Here is a 23,618-nt window from a genome sequence, read left to right as displayed (position 1 = left end):
TGACTAGAATACACCGCTCGTCCACCGCAAAATTCCGGGCGTGGGACAAGTCTGTCGTAATTTCGCAACATTGTGTGATAAGTTTGCAGCAAATATTCGTTCGAGCCGCATTCATTCAGCGGCCAGAGATGTTCTAGAGGCTGCATGATACTGGAAACAGTTCAGCAATCCGTCGTGCAATCAAGTGCTTCGGGCAAGCTTTGGCGACGAGCCGGTCTTGCGGTGATGGTGGTCGCGCTGATCTCCATTGCGGTGACATTTGTCATCCTGATGGGGCTGACCTCGGTCGATCCGACACGAAATGTCATTATGACGGCGATGGCGATCAACGGTGCTCTTGCCGTTGTGCTTCTGGGCGTGGTCTCCGTCGAAATTGTGAAGCTCTGGCAGGCGCGAAGGCGAGGGCGCGCGGCTGCGCGGCTTCATGTTCGTGTGGTTGCCCTCTTCAGCCTGGTTGCAGCGGTGCCAGCTGTGATGATGGCAATCCTGGCAGCGGTTACGCTCGACAGGGGGCTTGATCGCTGGTTTGAGGATCGTACGCGGCAAATCATCGACAATGCCCTGACAGTTGCGCAGGCCTATCTACAGGAGCACGCCAGAGTGCTTCGTGGCGATCTGATCGCAATGACGAAGGATATCGATCGCGCCAAGGCGATTTACGAATTCGAGCCGACACGCTTTGACCAGTTCTTTGCGACACAAGTATCGCTTCGCGGGATCCTTGGCGCGATGATACTGGACGGAAAGGGTGATGTCGTGACACGGGTCATACTTGATCCCAACGCCAAGATCCCTTTGCCACCGGCCGACAGTTTCTTCAAGGCAAAGTCGGGGGATCCCATCCTCATTGCGCCCGGCAAGTCCAATCTTGTCGGCGGGGTCATGAAGCTGTCCGCGTATGACGACTTTTATCTTTATGCAGTGCGCGTGATTGATCCTCGGGTGGTGGAATACCTGCGTCTTGCCGAAACGGGGGCATCGCAGTACCAGCAGATGGAGAGCAGCCGGTTCGGCGTGCAGATTGCCTTTGCCCTTGTTTATCTGGGCGTGGCCCTGATATTGCTCCTGTCGGCGATCTGGATCGGTTTCGGTTTCGCAAATCGCCTGGTCTCTCCGATCAGGGTTCTGATTTCTGCTGCCGATGAAGTTTCCAAAGGCAACCTTGCGGTAAAGGTACAGACCGACAAATCCGGTGGTGACCTGACCAATCTCGGCCAGACATTCAACAAGATGACAGGCCAATTGCTTGGGCAACGTGATGCGCTGCTTGCGGCAAACGAGCAGATTGATCGAAGGCGCAGGTTCAATGAAGCTGTCCTGTCAGGTGTTTCTACGGGTGTCATCGGTGTTGATGACGAAGCCTCGATCATGCTGATCAACAGATCAGCCCTCGAACTCTTGCAACTTGACGAAGTTCAGATCCTCAACAAACCTCTGACAGAGGTAGTTCCCGAACTTGCTGAATGCATCGGCAGTGTTCTTGAAAACAACAACGAAAAACTGCCGGAAACCCAGATCGAAATAACAAGGGGCGGGCGACTCAGAACGGTCAGCGTTCGCATCACAAGCGAACAATCCACCCGAAGGGAGCATGGGTTTGTCGTAACGCTGGACGACATCACCAATCTGGTATCGGCACAACGCAATTCGGCATGGGCGGATGTTGCGAGACGTATTGCCCACGAAATCAAAAATCCGTTGACCCCGATCCAATTGTCGGCGGAACGCATTCGCAGGCGCTACGGCAAGCGGATCGAAGAAGATCGCGAAGTCTTCGATCAGTGTATCGATACGATTGTCCGGCAAGTCGGCGACATCGGTCAGATGGTGGACGAGTTTTCGTCCTTTGCGCGAATGCGCAAGCCTAACAAGGTTTCCGGTGATCTTCGAGAAGCCGTACGCGATGCAGCGTTCATGCAATCAGTCGCCAATCCGGAGATATCGGTTACGGCAGATGTTCCAGGTGATCCGGTCAAGGCGGTTTTCGACCCGCGTCTCATCGGGCAGGCACTGACGAATGTCGTCAAGAATGCGACGGAGGCCGTCGCTGCGCGCTCTGGCGAGGATGCACCGAAAGGTGAGGTTTCCGTCCATCTGCGTGGTGAAACGGATAACAATTCCGGTCGTATTGTCATTGATGTGATCGACAATGGCGTCGGTTTACCTGAAGAAAACCGAAGCCGACTGCTAGAACCATACATGACGACCCGCGAGAAGGGCACGGGCCTCGGTCTTGCGATTGTCCGCAAAATTCTGGAAGACCACGGTGGTGGCGTCGAATTGCTCGATGCCCCCAAATCAACCCCCGATGAAACAGGCACTCTGGTGCGTTTGACGCTGGCAGCTGATGCTGCGTCCGCATCGGAAAGCGAAGAACAAGATCAAGCAGTGGCAGCACATGGCGCATGATATTCTGGTCGTAGACGACGAAACCGATATTCGTGAAATGATCGCGGGTATTCTCGATGATGACGGGTACGGCACAAGGACCGCACGCGATTCCGACAGTGCGCTTGCCGCGGTCAAGGAACGCAAGCCGTCGCTTGTCATCCTGGACATCTGGCTACAGGGAAGCCGTCTTGACGGACTTGCCCTCCTGGATGTTTTCAAGGAAACAGACCCGGATCTTCCGGTCGTGATCATTTCGGGTCACGGCAATATCGAAACCGCTGTCTCGGCGATCAAGCGTGGTGCCTACGACTACATTGAAAAACCGTTCAAGGCGGACCGTCTCGTCCACATTGTCGAACGCGCACTTGAAGCGTCCAGTCTGAAGCGGGAGATCCGGGATCTCAAGCAACGCAGCGGCGAGACCAGCGATATCATCGGCAGCTCGTCAGCGGCGCACAATCTGCGCCAGACGATCCAGAAAATAGCCGGAACGAACAGCCGCATCCTGATCGTCGGTCCTTCCGGCGCGGGAAAAGAACGCGCCGCGCGGATGATCCACGATCAGTCGCTTCGCACGAAGAGCCCGTTCGTGGTTCTGAACGCGGCAACAATTACGCCGGCACGGATGGAAGAAGAGCTGTTCGGAATCGAGGACGAAAACGGCAATCTGAGGAAAATCGGCGCGCTGGAAGAAGCGCATGGCGGAACGCTCTATCTTGATGAAGTTGCCGACATGCCTGCCGAGACACAGGGCAAGATCCTGCGCGTTCTGGTCGAGCAGAGTTTTGCGCGTGTCGGTGGGACGCAAAAGGTTCAGGTCGACATCCGGATCCTGTCGTCCACCTCAAAAAACCTTGAAGAACACATCACGTCTGGATTGTTCCGGCAGGATCTTTATCACCGCCTTAGCGTGGTTCCGCTGCGCGTGCCGGGACTTGCTGAACGCAGGGAGGATATTCCGGTTCTCGTCCACCATTTCATGGAACAGATTTCCGGAGCTTCCGGCATACCTCTGCGTCCGATCGGAGACGATGCCATGGCTGTCTTGCAGACCCATGACTGGCCGGGGAACGTGCGTCAGCTGCGCAACAACGTCGAGCGACTCATGATTTTGAGCCGAGGAGAACCTGACAGCACGATCACCGCTGATCTGCTTCCGTCGGAAATCGGTGAAACCCTGCCCAACCTGCCGACGTCAGGAACCGGCGAACACCTGATGTCCGTCCCGTTGAGAGAAGCACGAGAGATTTTCGAGCGCGAATACCTTCAGGCGCAGATCAAGAGATTTGACGGGAACATCTCGCGCACCGCGGAATTTGTCGGTATGGAACGCTCTGCGCTGCACCGCAAACTGAAAACACTCGGAATGACCTGAGAGCGGTGAAGCCTGGTCGTGGAAGTCCATAGCGGAAAAGGGGTCTCCCCATGAAAATCGTCATTTGCGGCGCCGGTCAGGTCGGTTACGGCATCGCAGAACGTCTCGCTGCGGAGCAGAACGATGTCTCCGTGATCGATTCCTCGCCGCAGCTGATCAATGCCATAGGTGATCAACTCGATGTGCGCGGCTTTGTCGGGCACGGCGCTCATCCCGATATTCTGGCGCAAGCTGGTGCGGAAGAAGCGGACATGATCGTGGCGGTCACGCTCTATGACGAAGTGAACATGGTGGCCTGTCAAGTGGCCCACTCCCTGTTCAATGTGCCGACAAAGGTCGCGCGCATTCGCGCGCAGTCCTATCTTCAGGGGCGCTGGCGCAATCTCTTTTCGCGCGATCACATGCCGATCGACGTGATCATTTCGCCAGAAATCGAGGTTGGGGAAATGGTCTTGAGGCGCCTGGCATTGCCGGGCGCTGTCGAAACCGTGCGATTTGCGGACGATCAGGTCGTTGTGGTCGGGATCATGTGTGAAGAGGATTGTCCGGTTGTTGATACCCCGCTGCGCCAGCTGACCGAACTGTTTCCGGACCTTGGTGCAGTCGTCGTCGGGCTTTACCGCAACCATCGTCTTTTTGTACCAAAAAGCAGCGATTCCATTCTGACCGGTGATCTTGCCTATGTTGTCGCCCGGCGTGATCAGGTGCGCAGAACGCTGAGCATTTTCGGTCACGAGGAGCCAGAAGCCGCAAAGGTTGTAATCGCGGGCGGAGGCAATATCGGCCTTTACGTGGCCAAGGCTCTCGAACAGCGCCAGAGTGGAACAAAAATCAAGCTGATCGAGTCGTCACGAGAACGGGCAATGTCCGTTGCCGATGAATTGAAGCGATCCGTCATTCTCCACGGCAGCGCCTTGGATCAGATCATCCTGAACGAAGCCGATGCCGGCGACGCCGATACGATGGTCGCGCTCACAAACGAGGACGAGGTCAATATTCTTTCGTCTGTCATGGCCAAGAAACTTGGTTGCCGCCGGTCGCTGTCGCTGCTCAACAGTCCCAGCTATCCGGCATTTGCCAATGCGCTCGGCATCGATGCCTTCATCAATCCGCGCGCCGTGACGATTTCCAGGATCCTGCAGCACGTCCGCAGGGGGCGGATCAGAGGGGTTCATTCTCTGCAAAATGGTGCAGCCGAGATTGTAGAGGCAGAAGCGCTCGATACTTCTCCTCTGGTCGGAAAACCGTTGCGCGTCATCGACCTGCCTTCTGGAATCAGGGTTGGTGCCGTTTTCCGGGGTGGAGAAGTGCTTACGCCCAATGGAGACCTGCAAATTCAGGCGCAGGACCGCATCGTTATCTTTGCGGTGGCGAACCGGGTCCGGCAGGTAGAACAAATGTTCCGCGTCAGTCTCGATTTCTTTTAGGCCGAATTGCCCGTTTTCTGTTCTTGCAATTACCCGACCGAACAGTCAAAACTGCGATCGGAGCCTAAAGGCCGTGTTGTTTTGTTTCGCTTGGAGGGGCCATGAGCCGGATCGCCTATGTAAATGGCCAGTATGTTCGGCATGCCGATGCTGCGGTGCACGTAGAGGATCGCGGTTATCAGTTTGCCGATGGCGTTTATGAGGTGTGTGAAGTCTGGCAGGGCAAGATCGTCGATATGCCCAGGCATCTGGACCGCCTGCACAGGTCCCTGAACGAGCTCCGGATCGACTGGCCGATGGCCAGAAGTGCCGTCGAGTTTGTTATTAGGCAGGTCATTCGTCGCAATCGGGTTGTCAACGGGCTGGTCTACATACAGGTGACGCGAGGCGTTGCGAAAAGAGATCATTTTTTCCCTGCCGAAGACGTTGCACCATCAATCGTGGTAACAGCAAAGCCGACCAGTCCTGCGGCATCACAGGTGCAAGCCGACAAGGGGATCGCTGTCGTCAGCTATCCGGAAAATCGCTGGCCGCGGGTCGATATCAAGACTATCGCGCTCCTGCCGAATGTTCTGGCGAAGCAGCACGCCAAAGAAAACGGCGGCAAGGAAGCCTGGTACATAGATGCCGATGGAAATGTGACGGAAGGCGGTTCGACAAATGCCTGGATCGTCACGAAAGAAGGTGCACTGGTTACACGTCCGGCCGAAAATGGAATCCTGCGCGGGATCACCCGTGCAGTCGTTCTTGATCTTGTCCAAAAAGAGGGGCTGACGTTTGACGAAAGGCCGTTTAGTCTGGCCGAGGCCTTTGAGGCCAAGGAAGCGTTCGTGACCGCAGCATCCACGCTTGTGATGCCTGTGACACGTATCGATGGCAAAATAATCGGAAATGGGCATCCGGGTTCGGTTGCAACCCGATTGCGTGAATTGTTCCATACTGCTACTGATTTGCAGACGGCATGATTCGATTAGCCTTGTCTGGCTGTATAAATGAGACACGAAAGAGTTGGGGCAGACGGCTCTTTCTGGTGGGCAAACTAAAAGCGGGCAGTTCGTCAAACCTTAGCGTTTGAAATTGAATAGCTTTTGAAGGTAAGCTGCCGATACGCCGGATGCTCGGCCGCATCCGGGGGTAAAACAGGATAAAAAGACTGATGGCTGAGCGCGCACAAAACCTCCAAGACACTTTTCTTAATCACGTTCGTAAACAAAAAACTCCCCTCACGATTTTCCTGATCAATGGTGTGAAATTGCAGGGAGTCGTGACCTGGTTCGATAATTTTTGCGTCCTTCTTCGGCGTGACGGACATTCTCAACTTGTCTATAAGCACGCAATTTCCACAATTATGCCAAATGGTCCTGTTCAACTGTTCGATCAGGCTGAGGAAAACGCTGAAAAGGCTGGCTGATTGAAACCGAAGTCTCGCGCAGACGATTTTTCTAAATCAAACGGTGCTGAAGAGCCGGGGCAAAAATCGCTTGGAATGAAAGATACAGGGGTGGACCGTCTGCCCCAACCCTTCCGTGCGATGATCATCGAGCCGGTTCTGCAGCTGCGTGGTGATGCCGGTCAGCAGGACCTGCGCGGCAACAGAAGCCCGGAAGCGCGCCTGGATGAGGCAATCGGCCTGAGCGCAGCGATCAACCTCCAGATATTTCACGCAGGTGTTGTCAAGATAAACAATCCCAAACCGGGAACTCTTTTCGGCGACGGGAAAGTCTCGGAACTTGCGGGTATCGTTGCCAGCGAAGACCTGGATCTGGTCGTGATCGATCATCCGCTTTCTCCTGTTCAGCAACGGAACCTGGAGCGTCGGTTGAAGACAAAGGTCATTGACCGGACAGGGCTCATCCTGGAAATCTTTGGAGACAGGGCTCGGACCAAGGAAGGCCGCCTTCAGGTGGATCTTGCGCACCTGACCTGGCAAAAAAGCCGGCTGGTCCGCTCGTGGACACACCTGGAACGTCAGCGGGGCGGCGCCGGTTTCATGGGTGGACCGGGGGAGACCCAGATCGAGGCCGACCGTCGTCAGATCCAGGACAGGATCATTGCGCTTCAAAAGCAGCTTGATGGCGTTCGTCGCACGCGGAACCTTCACAGGAGAAAACGCAAGAAAATTCCCCAGCCTGTCGTCGCGCTTGTGGGATATACGAATGCCGGCAAGTCGACGCTGTTCAACCGACTGACGGAATCGGATGTGTTTGCAAAGGATCTTCTGTTCGCAACGCTCGATCCTACCTTGCGCAAGATCACCCTGCCGCATGGCAAAGAGGTTATCCTTTCCGATACCGTCGGCTTCATCTCCGATCTTCCGACGCATCTTGTGGCTGCGTTCCGGGCAACGCTCGAAGAAGTTCTCGAAGCGGATCTCATCCTGCATGTGCGGGATATTTCCCACTCCGACACCGAAGCGCAGGCCGAAGATGTAAAGAAGACGCTCAGTGACCTGAGTGTTGATGCCCTGACAGGCGCTCCCGTTGTCGAGGTCTGGAACAAGATCGATTGTCTTGACGAAGCTTATCGGGAAAAACTGTTGTCGGAAGCAGGGCAGGAAGGGCCGGTGGCCTTGTCGGCCCTTACCGGCGCCGGTATCGAGCAACTCGCAGGGAGGATAGATGCCTTTATCGCCAGGCATGACGATATCCTGAGTGTCAAACTGCCGGTCGTGGAAGGCGCATTGCTCGCCAAACTCTATCAGATGGCCGACGTGATGGAGCGTGTTGACGGGGAAGACTTCGTGACCGCCGAGGTTCGTGTTTCAGACAAGCAGCGCGGACCGTTTCGGGAATTGTTTTCCGACTATGTTTTTTCTGATGACGGCGACGGTCAACCGAATTCATGACAAAGTCGGGTTTCGGTTGAGTTCGCCAATGCTACGGCAACAGCATAGACCTAGATCTTTCCGGAAATCGTTGAGAGTTCGTCTTGCCGGTTACGTGTCACGACAAGACTCACGACTGCGGCAACGAGACTGGCGAGTGTGATAAAAATGATTGCCCAGACAGTTTCCTGAAGATGTGCCACGGCAGCCAGAGTTGCCGAAAGGCAAATCATCATGATCCGGACAAACGATCTTGCCACCGCAATGCCGTTCACGCGCTGATCCTTGGGTGCGATATCCATGTAGTAGAGGTTTAGCACAGTGATTATTCCCCTGACGGCAACTGTCACCGTGAAGAGTGCCGCAGCGTGGATCCTGACATCATGGTCGATGTCATAGATATGCAGGATCGCGAGCGTCGCCCCTGCAACGGCCACCAACAGGGCGCTTGCGACCATGACAAGCCGGTGCGAGACATTGTTGAGTGCACCCCACAGCGGTCCTGCAACTATGTAACCCATCGCATAGGAAATTATCAAAGCCGTCAGTCCCTTGTTCGATGCGTGATGCGATTCCGCGGAGATGAGCGAGAAGAAGGGTACAGAGAGAACGACGATGGCAAAGATCAGTCTCAAGGCAATGAATTTTCTGAACCAGCCGTGCCGCATCATTGTGACTGTGTTGGAAATGTAGTTTGAAAGCGCCTCAATCGGGGACCGGGTAGCTGGTTTTCTCATTGAAACACTGGCAGAAAAATCCCTGACAGCTAGCACAGCGCATGCCGAGAGTGTGAAACATGTGACCCCAATTGCGACAACGATCGAGTGCCGGTGAAGTGGCGGCAAGTCGAGTGTCAATTCATGCGCAAGCCAGGTGAGCGTGACCGCGATGCCGCCGCCCAGCGCCATTTGTGAATATTTCAGCGTGATCCTTGAGCGTGAATTCAGGTTGTCGTTGATGAAATCCGTCTGCAGCAGTTGCTGAAATTCATCGACCATCCCCATCACGAATACACAGGCAATGAAGACAAGCATTGTCTGCAATTTGTCACCGAACAGGACGGCGACAATCGTCGCACCGAAACACACAGCCAGCGTCATGTCGGACAATGACAGGGCGCGTTTCCGATTTCTGATCCTGGCGATTGCGTCAAAGAAAAAATGTCTGTCAGCGAGCTTGCCGCCTGGCGAATGGAAACCAGGGCGCCCACGAGAAAGATGGGCATGTCCAAGGACACGGCGAGAAATGTCAGGACGATTGAAGGGCTGGCCATCATCCATGCAGCCTGAGCCAGAGTGCTCTGACCGGTCAGCAGTGGAAGGTTTCTTCGTTCCTTGGAGGCCGTTTTCTTGTTCATTGTCTAGCCTGTTCAATGCTGGAAAACCTGAGTACCAATTTCTGGCTCTAGACGAAAGTGTTCAGGCCATCTGCGGCGTCAACTGCTGGAAATGAACTTGAAATTGCCGAAGGGGCTGCAAATGGGATCTGCCGCGTTGGAGCAAATATGCAGAGACACGCGGCTGGATTCGAGGCCGTCAAAGTCAGGACACGGAAATGAAGTTACCTGGCTTCAGCGTCGGAAGGGGGAGTGTCCGACAAACAGCAAACGACCTTTGGCCCGGTGTCTTTTTCAATTAACTCATTCAGCAGGTCAAGACGTTCCTCGTAGCCCGAGGACCGGTGGATCGCGAGCGACAAAGGTTGTATTTGCAGTATTCCGGTACTTTTATCTATTCCGTTCAGCGACAACTTGTCGGCCAGATGCAGGATGACTTCCGGGTCGGTCAGGGCGGCATCGATACGGCCTGCTGCCAGGATACGGGCTAGGTCTTCCTCGTTTTCAGTACCGTCTTCAGGCTGATAGTGCTGATAGATCAGCCTCTGCAAATCCGCCGGATAAACATGGTTGCGGACAAACCCGATCCTGTATTTCGCAAAAAGGTCTTCAACGGTTGTCCAGGAAAGTGTTGATTCAACTCTTTTGACGATACCAACCCTTGAAAATGCAACGGTTTTTGTGGAAACAAAACCCTCACCAACCTCCGAAGGCCAGGCTGGAAAGTACCCGACAAAGTCTTCAGATGCGGAGATTGTTCGTGCCCTGGTCCAAGGCACGAATTCCACCTCAAGTGATATTCCAGCCCGGGCGAGGAGACTGCGAAGCCGGGAGATCGCCGTTCCCTGGCTACTTAGTGATGAGCTCGAATAAGGTGGCCACTCGAGCGAAGCTATTTTCCAGGTTTCCGCGTGAGCCATTTTCGCGCTGAAACCAGACTGAAATATCAAGACAAGGCATATCCTCAGCCAAGTCATGTAACTTGACCGAAGTTTGAACTACAACTGCCTGTTTGAATAAACACCCGTAATCGTGCTCTTTCGCTTAAAAATCTATATTAATTCAATATTTTAATATTATAACTCAACGTCAATTACAAGTTGTTATTGCGTGAATTCGAGGCGGCTGAATTCTCAATTCTTATGGGCTCAGCTCAGAAAAAAGTGCTGCAGATTTCTCGAAATCGATTTCGTGTACCTTGTGGTACTGAGTGTTGCCCGCATATCTGAACTTGAGTATTACGTGCCGTTCTTCCGCGCGATTTGTACCGATGAAAACCTAGCAGTTTTTGGCCAGTTGTCTTGTTTCCAATATGTGAGATCTGAGCAAGAACACCCTGTCGATGATGCTGAGGTCCTAGGCCATCGTTTGTTTCCCAGTGCATTGATTTCGTCGTTACCGTTTCGCGGCTTGCCAGGCACTTTCCATTTCCTCCAGTGACATGGTTTCCAAACTCACGTCGGCCTTTCGGGCGTGGGTCTCGATCGCTGCGAAACGGTGCCGGAATTTTCGGTTTGTTCGCCTCAGGGCTTCTTCAGGGTCGATGTCGAGATGCCGGGCAAGATTGGCAAGTGCAAACAATGTGTCGCCGAGTTCGTCGGTAATGCGATCCTTGTCGGGCTCGCCTCTGGAAAGTTCTTCGCCAAGTTCGTGGGTTTCTTCGCGGATCTTGTCGAGCACAAGCCGGGCGTCATTCCAGTCAAAGCCGACCTTGGAGGCGCGACGTTGCAGTTTGTCGGCTTCCTGCAGCGCGGGGAATGCGGTTGGGACGTCGTCCAGGAACCCCTTGTCCGCGTCTTCCAGTCCCAGCGCCTGTCTTTCTGCCCGTTTTTCGGACTTCTCCTCGGTCTTGATCCGTTCCCAGATCCCCTTGACCAGTTCGGGTTTGTCACCGTTTTCATCACCGAAAACGTGCGGATGACGACGGATCATCTTTTTGGTGATGCCTTCAACCACGTCACCGAAGTCGAAATGCCTGCCTTCTTCCGCCATGCGGGCGTGGTAAACCACCTGTAGGAGCAGGTCTCCCAGTTCCTCGCGAAGGTCCGGCATGTCGTTCTTGGCGATCGCATCGGCAACTTCGTAGGCTTCTTCCAGGGTGTAGGGCGAGATCGTTTCGAAAGACTGTTCCAGATCCCAGGGGCATCCGGTAACGGGTGTCCGCAAGGCGGCCATGATTTCGATAAGACGGGCGATGTCACGGCTTGGTGTCATGAGAGAACCTGTTTCAGATTGCTTGTCATTGCAGCGGTGGCGGGACCGCTTGAGCCGTGGCGCCGGCTAGTCGACTTGCGTTGACGTGGCGAGCACCGGATCCCGGATTATGCCTTTTGACATATCCGGGAAGACAAGTGGAGCGGCAATTTATCCGCGGACGGACGGATGCCAGAAAGTGACCGCCCGTTCAATGAGGGCGATTATGCCGTAGAAAAGCGAGCCAGCCAGCGCGGCGATCGCGATCTCGGCCCAGACCATGTCCACATTCATGCGGCCGACTTCCGTGGATATTCGAAAACCCATACCTACGATCGGAGTTCCGAAGAACTCGGCGACGATGGCCCCGATCAACGCGAGAGTGGAATTGATCTTCAAGGCGTTGAAGATGAAAGGCATTGCCATCGGCAGGCGCAGTTTGAACAGTGTCTGCCAATAATTCGAGGCATAGGTCCGCATCAGATCGCGTTGCATAGCATCAGATGCCGCAAGTCCGGCGACCGTGTTCACCAGCATCGGGAAGAATGTCATGATGACAACGACGGCTGCCTTGGATGGCCAGTCGAAGCCAAACCACATCACCATGATGGGAGCAACGCCAATGATCGGCAGAGCCGACACAAGGTTGCCAACCGGCAACAGGCCGCGCCTCAGGAACGGGACCCGGTCCACGAGAATGGCTGCCACGAATGCCGATCCGCATCCGATGGCATAGCCTGCCAGAACGGCCTTCATGAATGTCTGTTGAAAGTCCGCCCAAAGAATCGGAACCGATGTCGCGAGGCGGACACCGATTTCGGACGGGGCAGGGAGCAACACCTTGGGGACACCTGCACCGGTGACAATGATTTCCCAGAGCACAAGAATGGAAATGCCGAACAATGCCGGTATCGCAAGATTGATGATCCGAGTGGCGAGGGGTGACGTGGTTTTCCAGATCGCAAGGCGTTCGACGAACAGCCAGGAGGCTGCCCAGGTCGCGGCTGTCAGTGCCCAGAAGCCAAGGGCCGCGTCGCCTTGATGGTTTGAGACGGTTGTCACCAGGAGCCAGGCGGAGATTGCCGTCACCAAGCCGAGTATCAGATCACCGACCCAGTTGCGCATGAACCCAAGCTCGTAGCGGACACCGGCAATTGCCAGAATCGCAAGGCATATGGCCAGGCGTGGTATATCCATGACACCAAGGTCAGGTTGAAAAATTCGGCTGAAAAGGCCGACGACCACCATGGCGACGACGAACCAGGCGAGCACGGCTGGCATATCAATGCGCCGTTTGGAAACTGCAGTCGTTGTCATCGTGCCATCCCCATGCGTTTCAGCGCGATCTTTTCAAGAATCCCGATCAGTGCGACGAGTGAACCAGCCAGGAAGGCCGCAACGATCAACGCTGACCATATCTGGATCGTCTGACCGTAGTAGGAACCAGCGAGCAACCGTGCGCCCAGACCGGCTACGGCGCCAGTTGGCAGTTCACCGACAATGGCACCGACAAGCGATGCTGCCATGCCGATCTTCATGGAGGTAAAGAGAAACGGCACGGCATAGGGCAGACGCAGCTTCCAGAAGGCCTGGAAACGGCTTGCGGAATAAGTGTGCATCAGGTCCATGTGGATGACTTCCGGCGATCTAAGACCCTTCACCATGCCGACAGCGACCGGAAAAAACGAGAGATACGTGGAGATCATTGCCTTGGGCAGCAGTCCGGAAATTCCAACCGCGTTCAGTACCACGATGATCATGGGGGCGATTGCGAGGATCGGAATCGTCTGTGAAGAGATGATCCATGGCATCAGGGATTTGTCGAGCACTCTGGAATGCACGATGCCGACTGCGAGCAGTATTCCCAGCGAAGTGCCTATCAGGAAACCGAGCAACGTGGAAGAAAGCGTGATGCTGCTGTGGTAGATCAGTGATCGTTTCGACGTGATTTTCTTTTCAACCGTCGTGTTCCAGATTTCGACGATGACTTGATGCGGGGCGGGCAGAACGGGTCTTTCCTGAGCCCAGGTATCGGCGATGAACCGGGTGAACTGGACATGTTCCTGACCTGCGCGCTCGTACATCTCCTGCTGGAACGGCGTGTTGAGGATCGCTGCTGAGATGTACCAGATTGCCAGGATCGACAGAACGACAACCGTTACAGGCCCGACGGTCCCGGACATGAGCCCGGCGAACGGGTTGAGGTTGTTGCGAGGCGACGGGAGGGTGGTGTCGGTCATGCGGTTGCTCCGTCCGGCTTCCAGACAAACAGGATGTCAGGCAGGTTTTCTTCGTTGTCACCGTCAGTGCGCCTGACCTCTTTGAAACCATCCCGCTTGTAGAAATTTTGCGCGCCGGAGTTGGCGACGAAGGTCCAAAGGCTCAATCCTGCGGGATTTTCTTCCTTGATGCGTTCGAGCATCAACTGACCCAAGCCCTTGTTCCGCGCATTTGTGGCCAGATAAAACCCGGTCACAAAGGCATCGGTGCTTGTTGCGGCGAAGCCGTGGATCTCGTTGTCATCCGTTTCCGCTACCAGAACGTCGCTGTTTTCATAAACGAACTCGCGGTGGTATCGGACAACGTCTTCATGCGAATGGACGCGCGGCATCCAGGGGGTTTCATCGATCCAGTCATTCAGGATCTCTCCGCACCGCGCCATGTCAATGCGGTTTGCGTTGCGGATCTCGTATGTTTCCTCTGGCTCAATCCTCATAGGAATGTCCTGCCCTGAGACCATCCCTTACCCGGTGCGCGATCTTCAGGAATTCCGGGGACTCGCGAATATCCAGATTTCGCTCGCGCGGCAGGTTGCTTTCGATGACATCGTAAATGCGCCCGGGACGGGGGCAGAGGACGACGATCTTTGAGGACAGGAATACGGCTTCGGGTATGGAGTGGGTGACGAAGACCACAGTCTTGTTGGTCTTGGCCCAGAGTTGAAGAAGCTGTTCGTTCAGGTGATCGCGTACAATCTCGTCAAGCGCTCCGAAAGGCTCGTCCATGAGCAGGAGATCCGGTTCGACGGCAAGAGCGCGGGCGATCGAGGCACGTTGCTGCATGCCACCGGACAGTTGCCAGGGGTACTTTTTCTCAAACCCGGCAAGGTTCACGAGTTCCATGTTCCTCGCGATGCGCTCTTTTTGCTCCGCCCTGGAAAGCCCCATGATCTCCAGAGGCAAAGCAACATTCTTGGCAATGGTCCGCCAGGGATACAGTGCCGCTGCCTGAAAGACGTATCCATAAGCCCGATTGAGCCGAGCTTCTTGCGGAGATACCCCGTTGACGGTGATCGAACCGGCGGTCGGCTGTTCAAGGTCGGCAATAACGCGCAGCAGCGTTGTTTTTCCGCAGCCTGACGGGCCGATGAAGGAAACGAAATCGCCTTCATCGATCTTTAGATCGATGTCGGACAGCGCGTGAACCGGACCGTCATTGGTCTGGAAGGTCAGCGACAGGTTGTCTATGTCGATCACCCTGTTCGGGCTTGCGCTTATTGTTGTTTCCACCATTCCGGTGTCCTTTGCGCTGGCAAGAGCAGTCATTTGTTACCTCGCTACACGAGTCGGGGCCGTTCCACGGGAAAGGATCGCGTCTTCCCTCAATGAGAAGACGCGATCCATGTCAAACACCGCTTGCCGGAATGCCGGTGCGTTCCACCTTCCGTGGCGCGGTGACCTCCTTCCAGGTGCTGAGGGCCGTGTTGACGGCCTGGAACGGTTCTCGTGCCACGAATTCGCCATGGCCCTGCTGGTGGTTGACCGTGCCGTCTTCCACGGCGACACGACCGCGCGTGAGGGTGTAGCGCGGCAGTCCCTTGACATGCTTGCCCTCGAAGACGTTGTAGTCGATCGCCGACTGCTGGCTGTTTGCGGAGATCGTCTTCTCCTTTGCCGGATCCCAGACCACAAGGTCCGCGTCCGCGCCGACCAAAATTGCACCTTTTTTCGGATAGATATTGAGGATTTTTGCAATATTGGTTGAAGTCACAGCAACAAATTCATTCGGTGTCAGGCGACCCGTGTTGACGCCATAGGTCCACAGCATCGGCATGCGGTCCTCAAGGCCACCGGTGCCGTTGGGGATCTTGGTGAAATCGCCGACGCCTGTGCGCTTCTGGTCAGTTGTAAACGCGCAGTGGTCGGTGGCAACCACCTGAAGCGATCCTGCGGCAAGACCAGCCCAGAGCGAATCCTGATGTTTCTTGTCCCGGAAGGGAGGTGACATCACACGGCGCGCGGAGTGGTCCCAGTCGTGATGATAATACTCGCTGTCGTCCAGGGTGAGGTGCTGGATCAGCGGTTCGCCGTAGGCGCGGATACCGTTCTGACGCGCCCTGCGGATCGCCTCGTGCGCCTGTTCGGACGACGTGTGCACGATATAGACCGGCACGCCTGCCATGTCGGCAATCATGATGGCGCGGTTGGTGGCTTCACCCTCGACTTCAGGCGGGCGGGAATGAGCATGACCTTCCGGACCGTTGTGACCTTCCGCGAGCAGTTTCTGCTGCAGGGTTGCAACGACATCACCGTTTTCAGCATGGACGAGGGGCAGGGCACCGAGTTCGGCGCAGCGCTGGAAGGAGGCGAACATCTCGTCGTCGTTCACCATCAGGGCGCCCTTGTAGGCCATGAAGTGCTTGAAGGTGTTGATGCCCTTCTTCTGAACGACTTCCTGCATGTCGTTGAAGACCTGTTCACCCCACCAAGTGATCGCCATGTGGAAGGAATAGTCGCAATGGGCCATTGTCGACTTGTTGTCCCACATCTGCAGCGCTTCGAGCAGAGACTGGCCAGGCGAGGGCAGGGCAAAGTCGACAACCATGGTGGTCCCGCCGGCGAGAGCGGCGCGGGTGCCACTGTCGAAATTGTCGGAGGAGAACGTTCCCATGAAGGGCATTTCCAGATGGGTATGCGGGTCGATGCCGCCGGGCATGACGTAGCAGCCCGTTGCATCCAGTGTTTCATCGCCGGAGAGGTTGGGACCGATCTCCACGATCCTGCCGCCCTCGATCTTCACATCGGCTTCATAGGACAGGTCAGCGGTCACAACCGTGCCGCCCTTGATCACTTTGCTTGCCATCATCGTTCCCCTTTTTGTGTTGCCTCTATCTGACGAATGTCTAACTCCTGCGCGTTCAGGTCTCGGCGCAGGGCCGGGACGGCGAAGAGATTTTGGAGCGCACCGATCAAAAAGGAATCTGACCGCTGAGATCTTTCCATTGCGGATTGAACCTGGCGATCATGTCATTGATCGTTTGTTTGGGCGCGCTCTTGAGCTGTTGTTCCTGTTGAATGGCTTCATTTTCGTCCGAGAGGACCTCAAAATAGACAAGTGTTTCAAAGCGAGCTCCATCCGCACTGCCGTTGGACACTGCCGCGGCACTGTCCCGTGCGATCCCCTCGCGCAAATCGCTCGCCGATCCGACATGGACGTTTCCGTTTGGCGTGTCCGCGAGAATGTAGACGAAATAGGCCATGGTTCCTTTCTGATATTCGCTTCTGATCCGGTGCAAAAGGTCAAAACCGGGTCTTGGCTCCGCGCCGAGACGGCGATGGTTTCTTCTGGACTGCCCGGACCTGATCCTGGGCCGACTCCAACGGTACTATTCCACGATCTCCGCAGTCTCGACCACCGCGTGGAACAGGACATCGGCACCGGCCTTGGCCCATTCGCGTGAGATCTCTTCCGCCTCGTTGTGTGAAAGGCCGTCGACGCAGGGACACATGATCATGGCTGTCGGGGCGACCTTGTTGACCCAGCAGGCATCATGTCCGGCGCCGGAAATGATGTTGCGGTGGCTGTAGCCGAGGCGTTCGGCGGCGCTGCGGACAGCATCGACGCAGCCGTGATCGAATTCGACCGGATCGAACCCGCCGACTTTCTCGAATTCGACTTCGAGCCCCATGTCGTCGCAAATCTTCTTGCCGCCGGACTTCAGTCTGTCTTCCATGTCCTTGATGACGGCGAGATCCGGTGAGCGGAAGTCTACGGTGAAGACAGTCTTGCCCGGGATGACATTGCGCGAGTTGGGATAAACGTCGATATGCCCGGCGGCGCCGACGGCGTGCGGAGCATGAGACCAGGCGATTTCGTCAACCAATTCGAGGATTTTCGCCATCGCAAGACCGGCATTCTTGCGCATCGGCATGGGCGTGGAACCGGTGTGACTGTCCTTGCCGGTGACGGTGACCTGGGTCCAGGAAAGGCCCTGGCCGTGGGTGACGACACCGATATCCTTGCCTTCGGATTCCAGGATCGGGCCCTGTTCGATATGAAGTTCGAACATGGCGTGCATCTTGTCCTTTCGGGCTCCGACTTCCTCGTCACCTACCCAGTCGATGCGTTTCAATTCATCTCCAAATTTCTTGCCTTCCGCATCTTCACGATCATAGGCCCAGTCCTGGGTATGGACCCCTGCGAATACCCCGGATGCGAGCATCGCGGGTGCGTAGCGCGTGCCTTCTTCGTTGGTCCAGTTGGTAACAACGATCGGATGCCTGGTCTTGAGGCCAAGATCATTCATCGTCCGCACCAGTTCCAGTCCACCGAGCACGCCAAGTACACCATCGTATTTTCCGCCGGTCGGCTGCGTGTCGAGGTGGGAGCCGACATAGACCGGCAGGGCATCGGGATCCGTGCCCGGGCGGGTCATGAACATATTGCCCATGGTGTCGACGGCCATCGTCATGCCGGCTTCCTCGCACCATTTCTGGAAAAGCCTGCGCCCCTCGGCGTCTTCGTCTGTCAGCGTCTGACGATTGTTGCCACCTGCGACACCCGGACCGATCTTGGCCATTTCCATCAGACTGTCCCACAGACGGTCTGCGTTGATCCTCAGGTTTTCGCCCGGAGCTGCCATTGGAAATCTCCTATTTCAATTCGGTTTCAACAAAGGACATGGGTGTGTCCCCGCCATTGATTACATTGTGTTCCACGCCTTCATCGCGGCGATAGACGGTGCCGGAGGGAATGAGAACTTCGCGGCTTTCACCACCCGGTTCCTCAAGCAGCATCCGACAGTCCGTCAATGTCGTGATGACGTAGTCCATACCATGCCGGTGCCAGCCGGTTTCCGCACCCGGTTCAAAGTCGAAGCGAGTCACACGGACCCTGTCGTCGTCGATCAGTTGCGTGGCGGTCGCTGGTGGTCTTTGCATCACGCTCAGCTTTCGTCTTTCTGGCTCAGTCGATGGTGTTGAGAACTGTCCTGAGTTTGTCGAACAGTTCGTCGATCTGATCCCTGGAAATGATCAAGGGTGGGGAGAGGGCGATGATATCGCCCGTCGTGCGGATCAGGATGCCATCATCGTAGGCCTTGAGGAAGGCCGAAAAGGCGCGTTTGGTCGGCTCTCCCGCAATGGGTTCCAGTTCGACAGCACCAATCAGACCGAGGTTTCGAACGTCGATTACATTCGGACAGTCCTTCAACGCATGCAGGCCGTCTTCCCAGTGTTGTGCAAGTTCGGCTGCACGGGTAAGCAGGCCTTCCTCGTCATAGGTGTCGAGTGTTGCAAGTGCGGCCGCACAGGCTACCGGATGACCGGAATAGGTGTAGCCATGGAACAACTCGATCATGTGGTCAGGGCCGGTCATGAAGGCCTGGTAGATGTCGGAGGAACAGAAGACGGCCCCCATCGGGATGACGCCCGAGGTCAAGCCCTTCGCTGTCGTTACCAGATCTGGCGTCACACCGAAGAAATCGGTCGCGAAAGGCGACCCGAGGCGTCCGAATCCGGTGATGACCTCGTCGAAAATCAGCAAAATTCCGTTCTGCGTGCAAATCTCCCGCAGTCGTTCCAGGTAGTGCTTGGGCGGGATGAGCACACCCGTTGATCCGGCGACTGGCTCGACGATCACGGCGGCAATCGTTGAGGGGTCGTGAAGCTGGATGATACGGATCAGATCTTCCGCGTATTCGGCTCCATTTTCCGGCATGCCGCGCGAGAACGCATTGCGCTCGGGATCGTGCGTGTGGCGCATATGGTCGACACCGGTCAGCATCGTACCGAATGTTCTGCGGTTGGCGACGATGCCGCCGACCGAAATGCCGCCGAAACCGGTCCCATGATAGCCGCGTTCCCGGCCGATCAGCCGTGTCCGGGTTCCCTGACCGATGGCGCGTTGATAGGCCAGGGCGATCTTCAGGGCCGTGTCGACGCTTTCAGATCCGGAATTGGTGAAAAAGACGTGATCGAGCGGAGAGGGCATCATGGCCGCAAGTCGGGCGGCAAGCTCGAATGCCTTCGGATGTCCCATCTGGAACGCCGGCGCATAGTCGAGTTCTGCTATCTGGCTTTGAACCGCCTCGACGACCCTTGGTCGTGAGTGTCCGGCATTGCAGCACCAAAGACCCGCCGTACCATCAAGAACCTGGCGTCCATCGGCGGTGGTATAGTGCATGTCCTTTGCAGATACGAACATGCGCGGCGCCTGTTTGAACTGCCGATTGGCCGTATAGGGCATCCAGAAGGCTTCGAGGTTATTGGTTGCAGCATGGTTTGGAGCTGACATGCATCCTCCTTGCGTCTGCCTGAGCAGATCGTCTGTTGATCGTCATGTGAAGGAGAGAAAGTCACGGTTCGCCGTCCTGCAGCATCGGCAGTTCCGGCAGCACTGGTCCTCTCCCCACGCTGTTCAAAGCGCCTCGCGAGGTAATCCAACCCGAGCGAAACGCCTGTTATCCTCTGTCCGGCCTTTGGCCTCGTCCGGCTTTTGCCGGTTTTGTTTATGATGGTCAGATCCAGCCGAACCTTCAAGACTTCTCCCGTTGCGGGTCGTCTAATGATCGATTAGCCTTCTGACCACTTGGTCAATTTACCCTAGGTGTAATTTGACCAAATGGTCAAGATGCAATTCCGGTCTATGTGACCAAATTCTGGTCTAACGCTGTCGGAAGCGTCTGGTACGATCCGGTGCGGAGCGAATTCGGTTGGGGGATTCGCCCGCAAAAATGGCAATCGGAAGGGCAGCCATTTCGGCTGTGATCGGAATTTTTCATGATGAGTCTTGGCGGGCAGGCGTCTGATACACCAAAGAACGGAGGCTTGAGCCGGATCCAGGAAAGGAACCGTTCTCTTATTCTAGATGCCGCGTTGAGTGAGTTTTCCAGAAAGGGCTTTTCCGGGGCAACAGTGGAGCGGATCGCGGCAGAAGCGGGTATGTCGAAGTCGAACCTGCTTTACTATTTTTCGTCCAAGGAAGCGATCTACAAGGCAACACTTGCGCATATCCTCGAGGTCTGGCTCGCTCCGCTGAAAACTCTGGATCCCGGAGGTGAGCCGGCGCGGGAGCTTGCAGCGTATATTCGCCAAAAGATAGAAATGTCGGCGACATTTCCCGAAGCCTCCAGACTGTTTGCAAACGAGGTCATGCAAGGTGCGCCTCAGATCCTTCCGATACTGGAAGGAGATCTCAGACGCTTGGTCTCGGAAAAATCCAGGGTCATCCAGGACTGGATCGACGCCGGGAAAATGCGTCAGGTCGACCCGGTGCAATTGATATTCATGATCTGGGCGACCACGCAGCACTACGCCGATTTTTCGATCCAGATCAGGGCCTTGACAGGCAAAGACCTGAGCGACCCAGTGTTTTTCAAGGAAACGGAAACCTCTATTACAACACTGATCTTGAACGGGGTCGGCCTGACAGCACCAGGTAACGACGACTGAACATGAGCGATGATCCCTCGGACCGTTTTGCCTCCAAACGTATTCCGGTTACCGGAAGTCTTCATATCCTGAAGGATGATCTCACGGAAGATTTCGTTCGCGCCTCCGGACCGGGCGGTCAGAACGTCAACAAGGTTTCAACGGCGGTCCAGTTGCGGTTCAACCTGGCCGGCAACGAAACCTTGCCGCAGGACGTCAAGTCCCGGGCCGCAAGACTGGCCGGCAGCCGGCTGACACTGCATGGTGAAATCATCCTTCAGGCTGACCGGTTTCGAACCCGTGAACGCAATCGCGAGGATGCGCTCGAACGGCTGCTTGAACTGCTGCGCAGGGCGACCGAAAAACCAAAACCGCGCAAGGCAACAAAGCCGACGCTTGGTTCAAAAAAACGACGTTTGGATGCGAAGAAGCAGCGCGGTCAGATCAAGAAGATGCGAGGGCGGGCAGGGAAGTTGGACGACTGAGCACTAAAGGTGGGCTTTTCCGGTCGTACATTCGTTTCAGGCCGGGGCTGTTTCTGTTCTTTGAACACGTGGTGGGGGATTGCTTGTGTGCACGTCACTGATTTACAGGGACGCCAAGGGGCGTGTTTATTGCGGGCGCACGATGGAACTCGGTGCGCAACTGGCCTATGAGGTTGCCTTTGTTCCACAGGGCCAGGCCTGGACTTCTGAAACAGCAGGTAGTGACACGCCTCTACGTTTCGTCACAAACTACGGAATTATCGGGGTTTTTTACGCTCCGCCAGAGGTGCGGCCAGCGCCACGGACCTTCCAGAACCATACCATTGTGGATGGCATGAATTCTGCCGGACTTGTATTCAATGTCCTCGCGTATCCCGATTCAGGCGGACCGCAACCGGAGCGTCTTTCCAAGGCATCGGGGCTCAATGTGATCGATCTGGCCGCCTGGGCGCTCGGACAGTTTTCGACCGTCAACGAAGTTCGTGCCGCGTTGGAGGCGGTTACACTGAAGCTGGAACCACTTGACGGAATGGGCAGCCAGCCGCCATTTCACTATTCGCTCTACGACCGTGAGGGCGACGCGATTGTCATCGAGTTCCACGAGGGAAAGCTCACAATTTACGATAATCCCGTCGGTGTTATGACAAACGGACCGCAGTTCTCCTGGCACCTGATCAACATCAACAACTATGCACATCTGGACAATCGGGACCGGTCAGCCGGAAGACTAGGACAATTGGATTTACGCCAGCCGGATGCCGGTATTTCAATGGCGGGTATTCCGTCAGACACGACGTCTGTCGGCCGGTTCGTCAAGGCTGCCTATTTTGCAACGTTTGCCGAGAAGGTTTGCGACCCTGACGTAGCCGTGCGCACACTCAGTCATATCATGAACAATTTCGATCGGGTGCGCGGGTTGTCGGTTACGGATCCCGAAACAGGCGACGCGTTCGGCGAAACCCTGGGGCTTGAGAACAGCGAGAATTCGACCGAATACACCACGTGGACCCAGCTCTCCGACACGGCACGCTGCCACTATCATGTCAGGGCTTATGAGGCGCTCAATTTTACGCGCTTTGATCTGAAGGCATTTGACGGCGCAAGCAGCATACTCTCTGCGCCGCTGGCAAGTTTGCCGGACCTTGGTGGTGATGGGATCGGTCTGCTCCAGGACGTTTACTAGACTGGTCTTGAAAATCTGGATCCGCCAATCGCCGGTGTCTGGGAGCGCGCTGTCTCACCCAGACGTTGGTTTTGAAGATGCTTTCATCAGGGTGAAATCCGATCCATCCATCAGGGGAGATGGAGACCGGCATCGACAGGTGTGACCACAAGTGTATGGCCAATTCGCATAATCAATATTATGGAATATTTTTGTACAAGTGAAACGACGTGCGTTCTCAGAGGTTTAGCTGTGTCTATGCATCCGTGTCCTGATAAAGTCGCACTAAGCGCCTTCGTCTTCGTCCGTTGCATCTATGACCCGCCTGGCAATGTCGAACGCAAATCCCGCACGGCACATCGCCGCCAGATCCCTGTCGCGTCGCTCAATCCTGTCGGCGGATTTTCTGAACGGACCAAGCCGACGCCGTCGTGCATAGACATTAGCTGCTTCGGCATCTGACGCCTGGTCGTCGTTGAGTACAGATTGGATTGTGTCGCGATCGACACCCTTGGCTGACAGCTGTGCTTCAATCTTGCGCCTGGAACCGCCGCGACGTCTGAGACTGGCCGTCTTTGTTTCCGCGTAGGTTCGATCGTTCACAAGACCGGCTTTGACGCATTTTTCAACGACGGTTTCGATCATCTCCGTGAATTCGCCAGGATCACGTTCATGATGTCGACAAGCTTTCAGAACCCGACGTTCCAGGAGCTTTTTCAGGTTGCTTGCAGATGAATTGTAGCGTTCCAGATAGTGGATCGCCACTCTGGTCAAT

General features: G+C 55.7%; 23 protein-coding genes. 10 read left to right on the top strand and 13 right to left on the bottom strand.

Annotation, left to right across the window (positions count from 1 at the left end; all coding sequences use genetic code 11):
• Positions 1–144 precede the first annotated feature (144 nt).
• The 6 genes from ACO6TI_RS21480 to hflX all read left to right on the top strand — a co-directional run bounded on the left by ACO6TI_RS21480 (position 145) and on the right by hflX (position 8,038).
• Positions 145–2,409, top strand: a complete 2,265-nt coding sequence (locus tag ACO6TI_RS21480; protein WP_422383343.1) for an ATP-binding protein — start codon at positions 145–147, stop codon at positions 2,407–2,409.
• Positions 2,399–3,766 carry a sigma-54-dependent transcriptional regulator gene (locus ACO6TI_RS21475; RefSeq protein ID WP_055120809.1) on the top strand — a complete coding sequence of 456 codons (1,368 nt, stop codon included), beginning with the start codon at positions 2,399–2,401 and terminating at the stop codon, positions 3,764–3,766. Before ACO6TI_RS21480 ends, ACO6TI_RS21475 begins: the two co-directional genes overlap by 11 nt.
• A gap of 50 nt (positions 3,767–3,816) precedes the next feature.
• Positions 3,817–5,193, top strand: a complete 1,377-nt coding sequence (gene trkA, locus ACO6TI_RS21470) for a Trk system potassium transporter TrkA (protein ID WP_029065408.1) — start codon at positions 3,817–3,819, stop codon at positions 5,191–5,193.
• A gap of 101 nt (positions 5,194–5,294) precedes the next feature.
• The gene (locus tag ACO6TI_RS21465) at positions 5,295–6,158 is read left to right on the top strand and encodes a D-amino-acid transaminase (protein ID WP_104701750.1); all 864 of its coding nucleotides are present in this window, start codon (positions 5,295–5,297) and stop codon (positions 6,156–6,158) included.
• A 188-nt stretch (positions 6,159–6,346) separates the two neighbouring features.
• Positions 6,347–6,604 carry an RNA chaperone Hfq gene (gene hfq, locus ACO6TI_RS21460; RefSeq protein WP_172670818.1) on the top strand — a complete coding sequence of 86 codons (258 nt, stop codon included), beginning with the start codon at positions 6,347–6,349 and terminating at the stop codon, positions 6,602–6,604.
• A 75-nt stretch (positions 6,605–6,679) separates the two neighbouring features.
• Entirely contained in the window at positions 6,680–8,038 is a 1,359-nt protein-coding gene (gene hflX, locus ACO6TI_RS21455; protein WP_422383342.1) for a GTPase HflX, read from the top strand.
• Positions 8,039–8,088: 50 nt separating this feature from the next.
• On the opposite strand, the gene ACO6TI_RS21450 is transcribed toward hflX, so the two are convergent.
• Positions 8,089–9,117, bottom strand: coding sequence for an MFS transporter (locus ACO6TI_RS21450; protein ID WP_422385324.1), 1,029 nt, complete (start codon positions 9,115–9,117; stop codon positions 8,089–8,091).
• A 60-nt stretch (positions 9,118–9,177) separates the two neighbouring features.
• On the opposite strand from ACO6TI_RS21450, the gene ACO6TI_RS21445 reads away from it, so the two are divergent.
• Entirely contained in the window at positions 9,178–9,306 is a 129-nt protein-coding gene (locus ACO6TI_RS21445; RefSeq protein ID WP_422383341.1) for a hypothetical protein, read from the top strand.
• 271 nt (positions 9,307–9,577) lie between these two features.
• Here the strand turns inward: ACO6TI_RS21445 and ACO6TI_RS21440 are convergent, their stop codons facing one another.
• The 11 genes from ACO6TI_RS21440 to ACO6TI_RS21390 all read right to left on the bottom strand — a co-directional run bounded on the left by ACO6TI_RS21440 (position 9,578) and on the right by ACO6TI_RS21390 (position 20,060).
• Positions 9,578–10,132, bottom strand: a complete 555-nt coding sequence (locus ACO6TI_RS21440; RefSeq protein WP_422383340.1) for a hypothetical protein — start codon at positions 10,130–10,132, stop codon at positions 9,578–9,580.
• A 616-nt stretch (positions 10,133–10,748) separates the two neighbouring features.
• Positions 10,749–11,567, bottom strand: coding sequence for a nucleoside triphosphate pyrophosphohydrolase (gene mazG / locus ACO6TI_RS21435; protein ID WP_422383339.1), 819 nt, complete (start codon positions 11,565–11,567; stop codon positions 10,749–10,751).
• A 150-nt stretch (positions 11,568–11,717) separates the two neighbouring features.
• Positions 11,718–12,863 carry an ABC transporter permease gene (locus tag ACO6TI_RS21430; RefSeq protein WP_196917379.1) on the bottom strand — a complete coding sequence of 382 codons (1,146 nt, stop codon included), beginning with the start codon at positions 12,861–12,863 and terminating at the stop codon, positions 11,718–11,720.
• On the bottom strand, positions 12,860–13,786 hold the full coding sequence (locus ACO6TI_RS21425) for an ABC transporter permease (RefSeq protein ID WP_196917378.1): 927 nt from the start codon (positions 13,784–13,786) through the stop codon (positions 12,860–12,862). The genes ACO6TI_RS21430 and ACO6TI_RS21425 overlap by 4 nt, the downstream gene beginning before the upstream one ends.
• A complete protein-coding gene (locus ACO6TI_RS21420; protein WP_422383338.1) occupies positions 13,783–14,262 on the bottom strand; it encodes a GNAT family N-acetyltransferase in 480 nt (159 codons plus the stop codon). Before ACO6TI_RS21420 ends, ACO6TI_RS21425 begins: the two co-directional genes overlap by 4 nt.
• A complete protein-coding gene (locus ACO6TI_RS21415) occupies positions 14,252–15,058 on the bottom strand; it encodes an ABC transporter ATP-binding protein (protein WP_051645299.1) in 807 nt (268 codons plus the stop codon). Before ACO6TI_RS21415 ends, ACO6TI_RS21420 begins: the two co-directional genes overlap by 11 nt.
• A gap of 112 nt (positions 15,059–15,170) precedes the next feature.
• Positions 15,171–16,628, bottom strand: coding sequence for a dihydropyrimidinase (hydA, locus tag ACO6TI_RS21410; protein WP_104701901.1), 1,458 nt, complete (start codon positions 16,626–16,628; stop codon positions 15,171–15,173).
• A gap of 106 nt (positions 16,629–16,734) precedes the next feature.
• Entirely contained in the window at positions 16,735–17,025 is a 291-nt protein-coding gene (locus ACO6TI_RS21405) for a GIY-YIG nuclease family protein (protein WP_104701743.1), read from the bottom strand.
• 126 nt (positions 17,026–17,151) lie between these two features.
• Entirely contained in the window at positions 17,152–18,408 is a 1,257-nt protein-coding gene (locus ACO6TI_RS21400) for a Zn-dependent hydrolase (RefSeq protein ID WP_104701742.1), read from the bottom strand.
• A 10-nt stretch (positions 18,409–18,418) separates the two neighbouring features.
• Positions 18,419–18,706 carry a cupin domain-containing protein gene (locus ACO6TI_RS21395; protein ID WP_104701741.1) on the bottom strand — a complete coding sequence of 96 codons (288 nt, stop codon included), beginning with the start codon at positions 18,704–18,706 and terminating at the stop codon, positions 18,419–18,421.
• A 25-nt stretch (positions 18,707–18,731) separates the two neighbouring features.
• Positions 18,732–20,060 carry an aspartate aminotransferase family protein gene (locus ACO6TI_RS21390; RefSeq protein ID WP_409861328.1) on the bottom strand — a complete coding sequence of 443 codons (1,329 nt, stop codon included), beginning with the start codon at positions 20,058–20,060 and terminating at the stop codon, positions 18,732–18,734.
• Between the two features lie 485 nt (positions 20,061–20,545).
• On the opposite strand from ACO6TI_RS21390, the gene ACO6TI_RS21385 reads away from it, so the two are divergent.
• From ACO6TI_RS21385 to ACO6TI_RS21375, 3 genes are all read left to right on the top strand, one after another.
• Positions 20,546–21,217 carry a TetR family transcriptional regulator C-terminal domain-containing protein gene (locus tag ACO6TI_RS21385; RefSeq protein WP_055120576.1) on the top strand — a complete coding sequence of 224 codons (672 nt, stop codon included), beginning with the start codon at positions 20,546–20,548 and terminating at the stop codon, positions 21,215–21,217.
• A 2-nt stretch (positions 21,218–21,219) separates the two neighbouring features.
• Positions 21,220–21,681: an alternative ribosome rescue aminoacyl-tRNA hydrolase ArfB gene (gene arfB / locus ACO6TI_RS21380; RefSeq protein ID WP_422383337.1), complete on the top strand. Its 462-nt coding sequence runs from the start codon at positions 21,220–21,222 to the stop codon at positions 21,679–21,681.
• Positions 21,682–21,766: 85 nt separating this feature from the next.
• Positions 21,767–22,864 (top strand): linear amide C-N hydrolase, encoded by a 1,098-nt coding sequence (locus ACO6TI_RS21375; protein ID WP_422383336.1) that lies wholly within the window; start codon positions 21,767–21,769, stop codon positions 22,862–22,864.
• Positions 22,865–23,128: 264 nt separating this feature from the next.
• On the opposite strand, the gene ACO6TI_RS21370 is transcribed toward ACO6TI_RS21375, so the two are convergent.
• Complete coding sequence (locus ACO6TI_RS21370; RefSeq protein ID WP_282046755.1) at positions 23,129–23,608, bottom strand: regulatory protein RecX; 480 nt, start codon at positions 23,606–23,608, stop codon at positions 23,129–23,131.
• Positions 23,609–23,618: the final 10 nt, after the last annotated feature.

It is taken from the genome of Roseibium album, assembly GCF_965233825.1.
Taxonomy (GTDB): Bacteria; Pseudomonadota; Alphaproteobacteria; order Rhizobiales; family Stappiaceae; genus Roseibium; species Roseibium album.
This window is presented reverse-complemented; position numbering and strand designations above follow the sequence as displayed.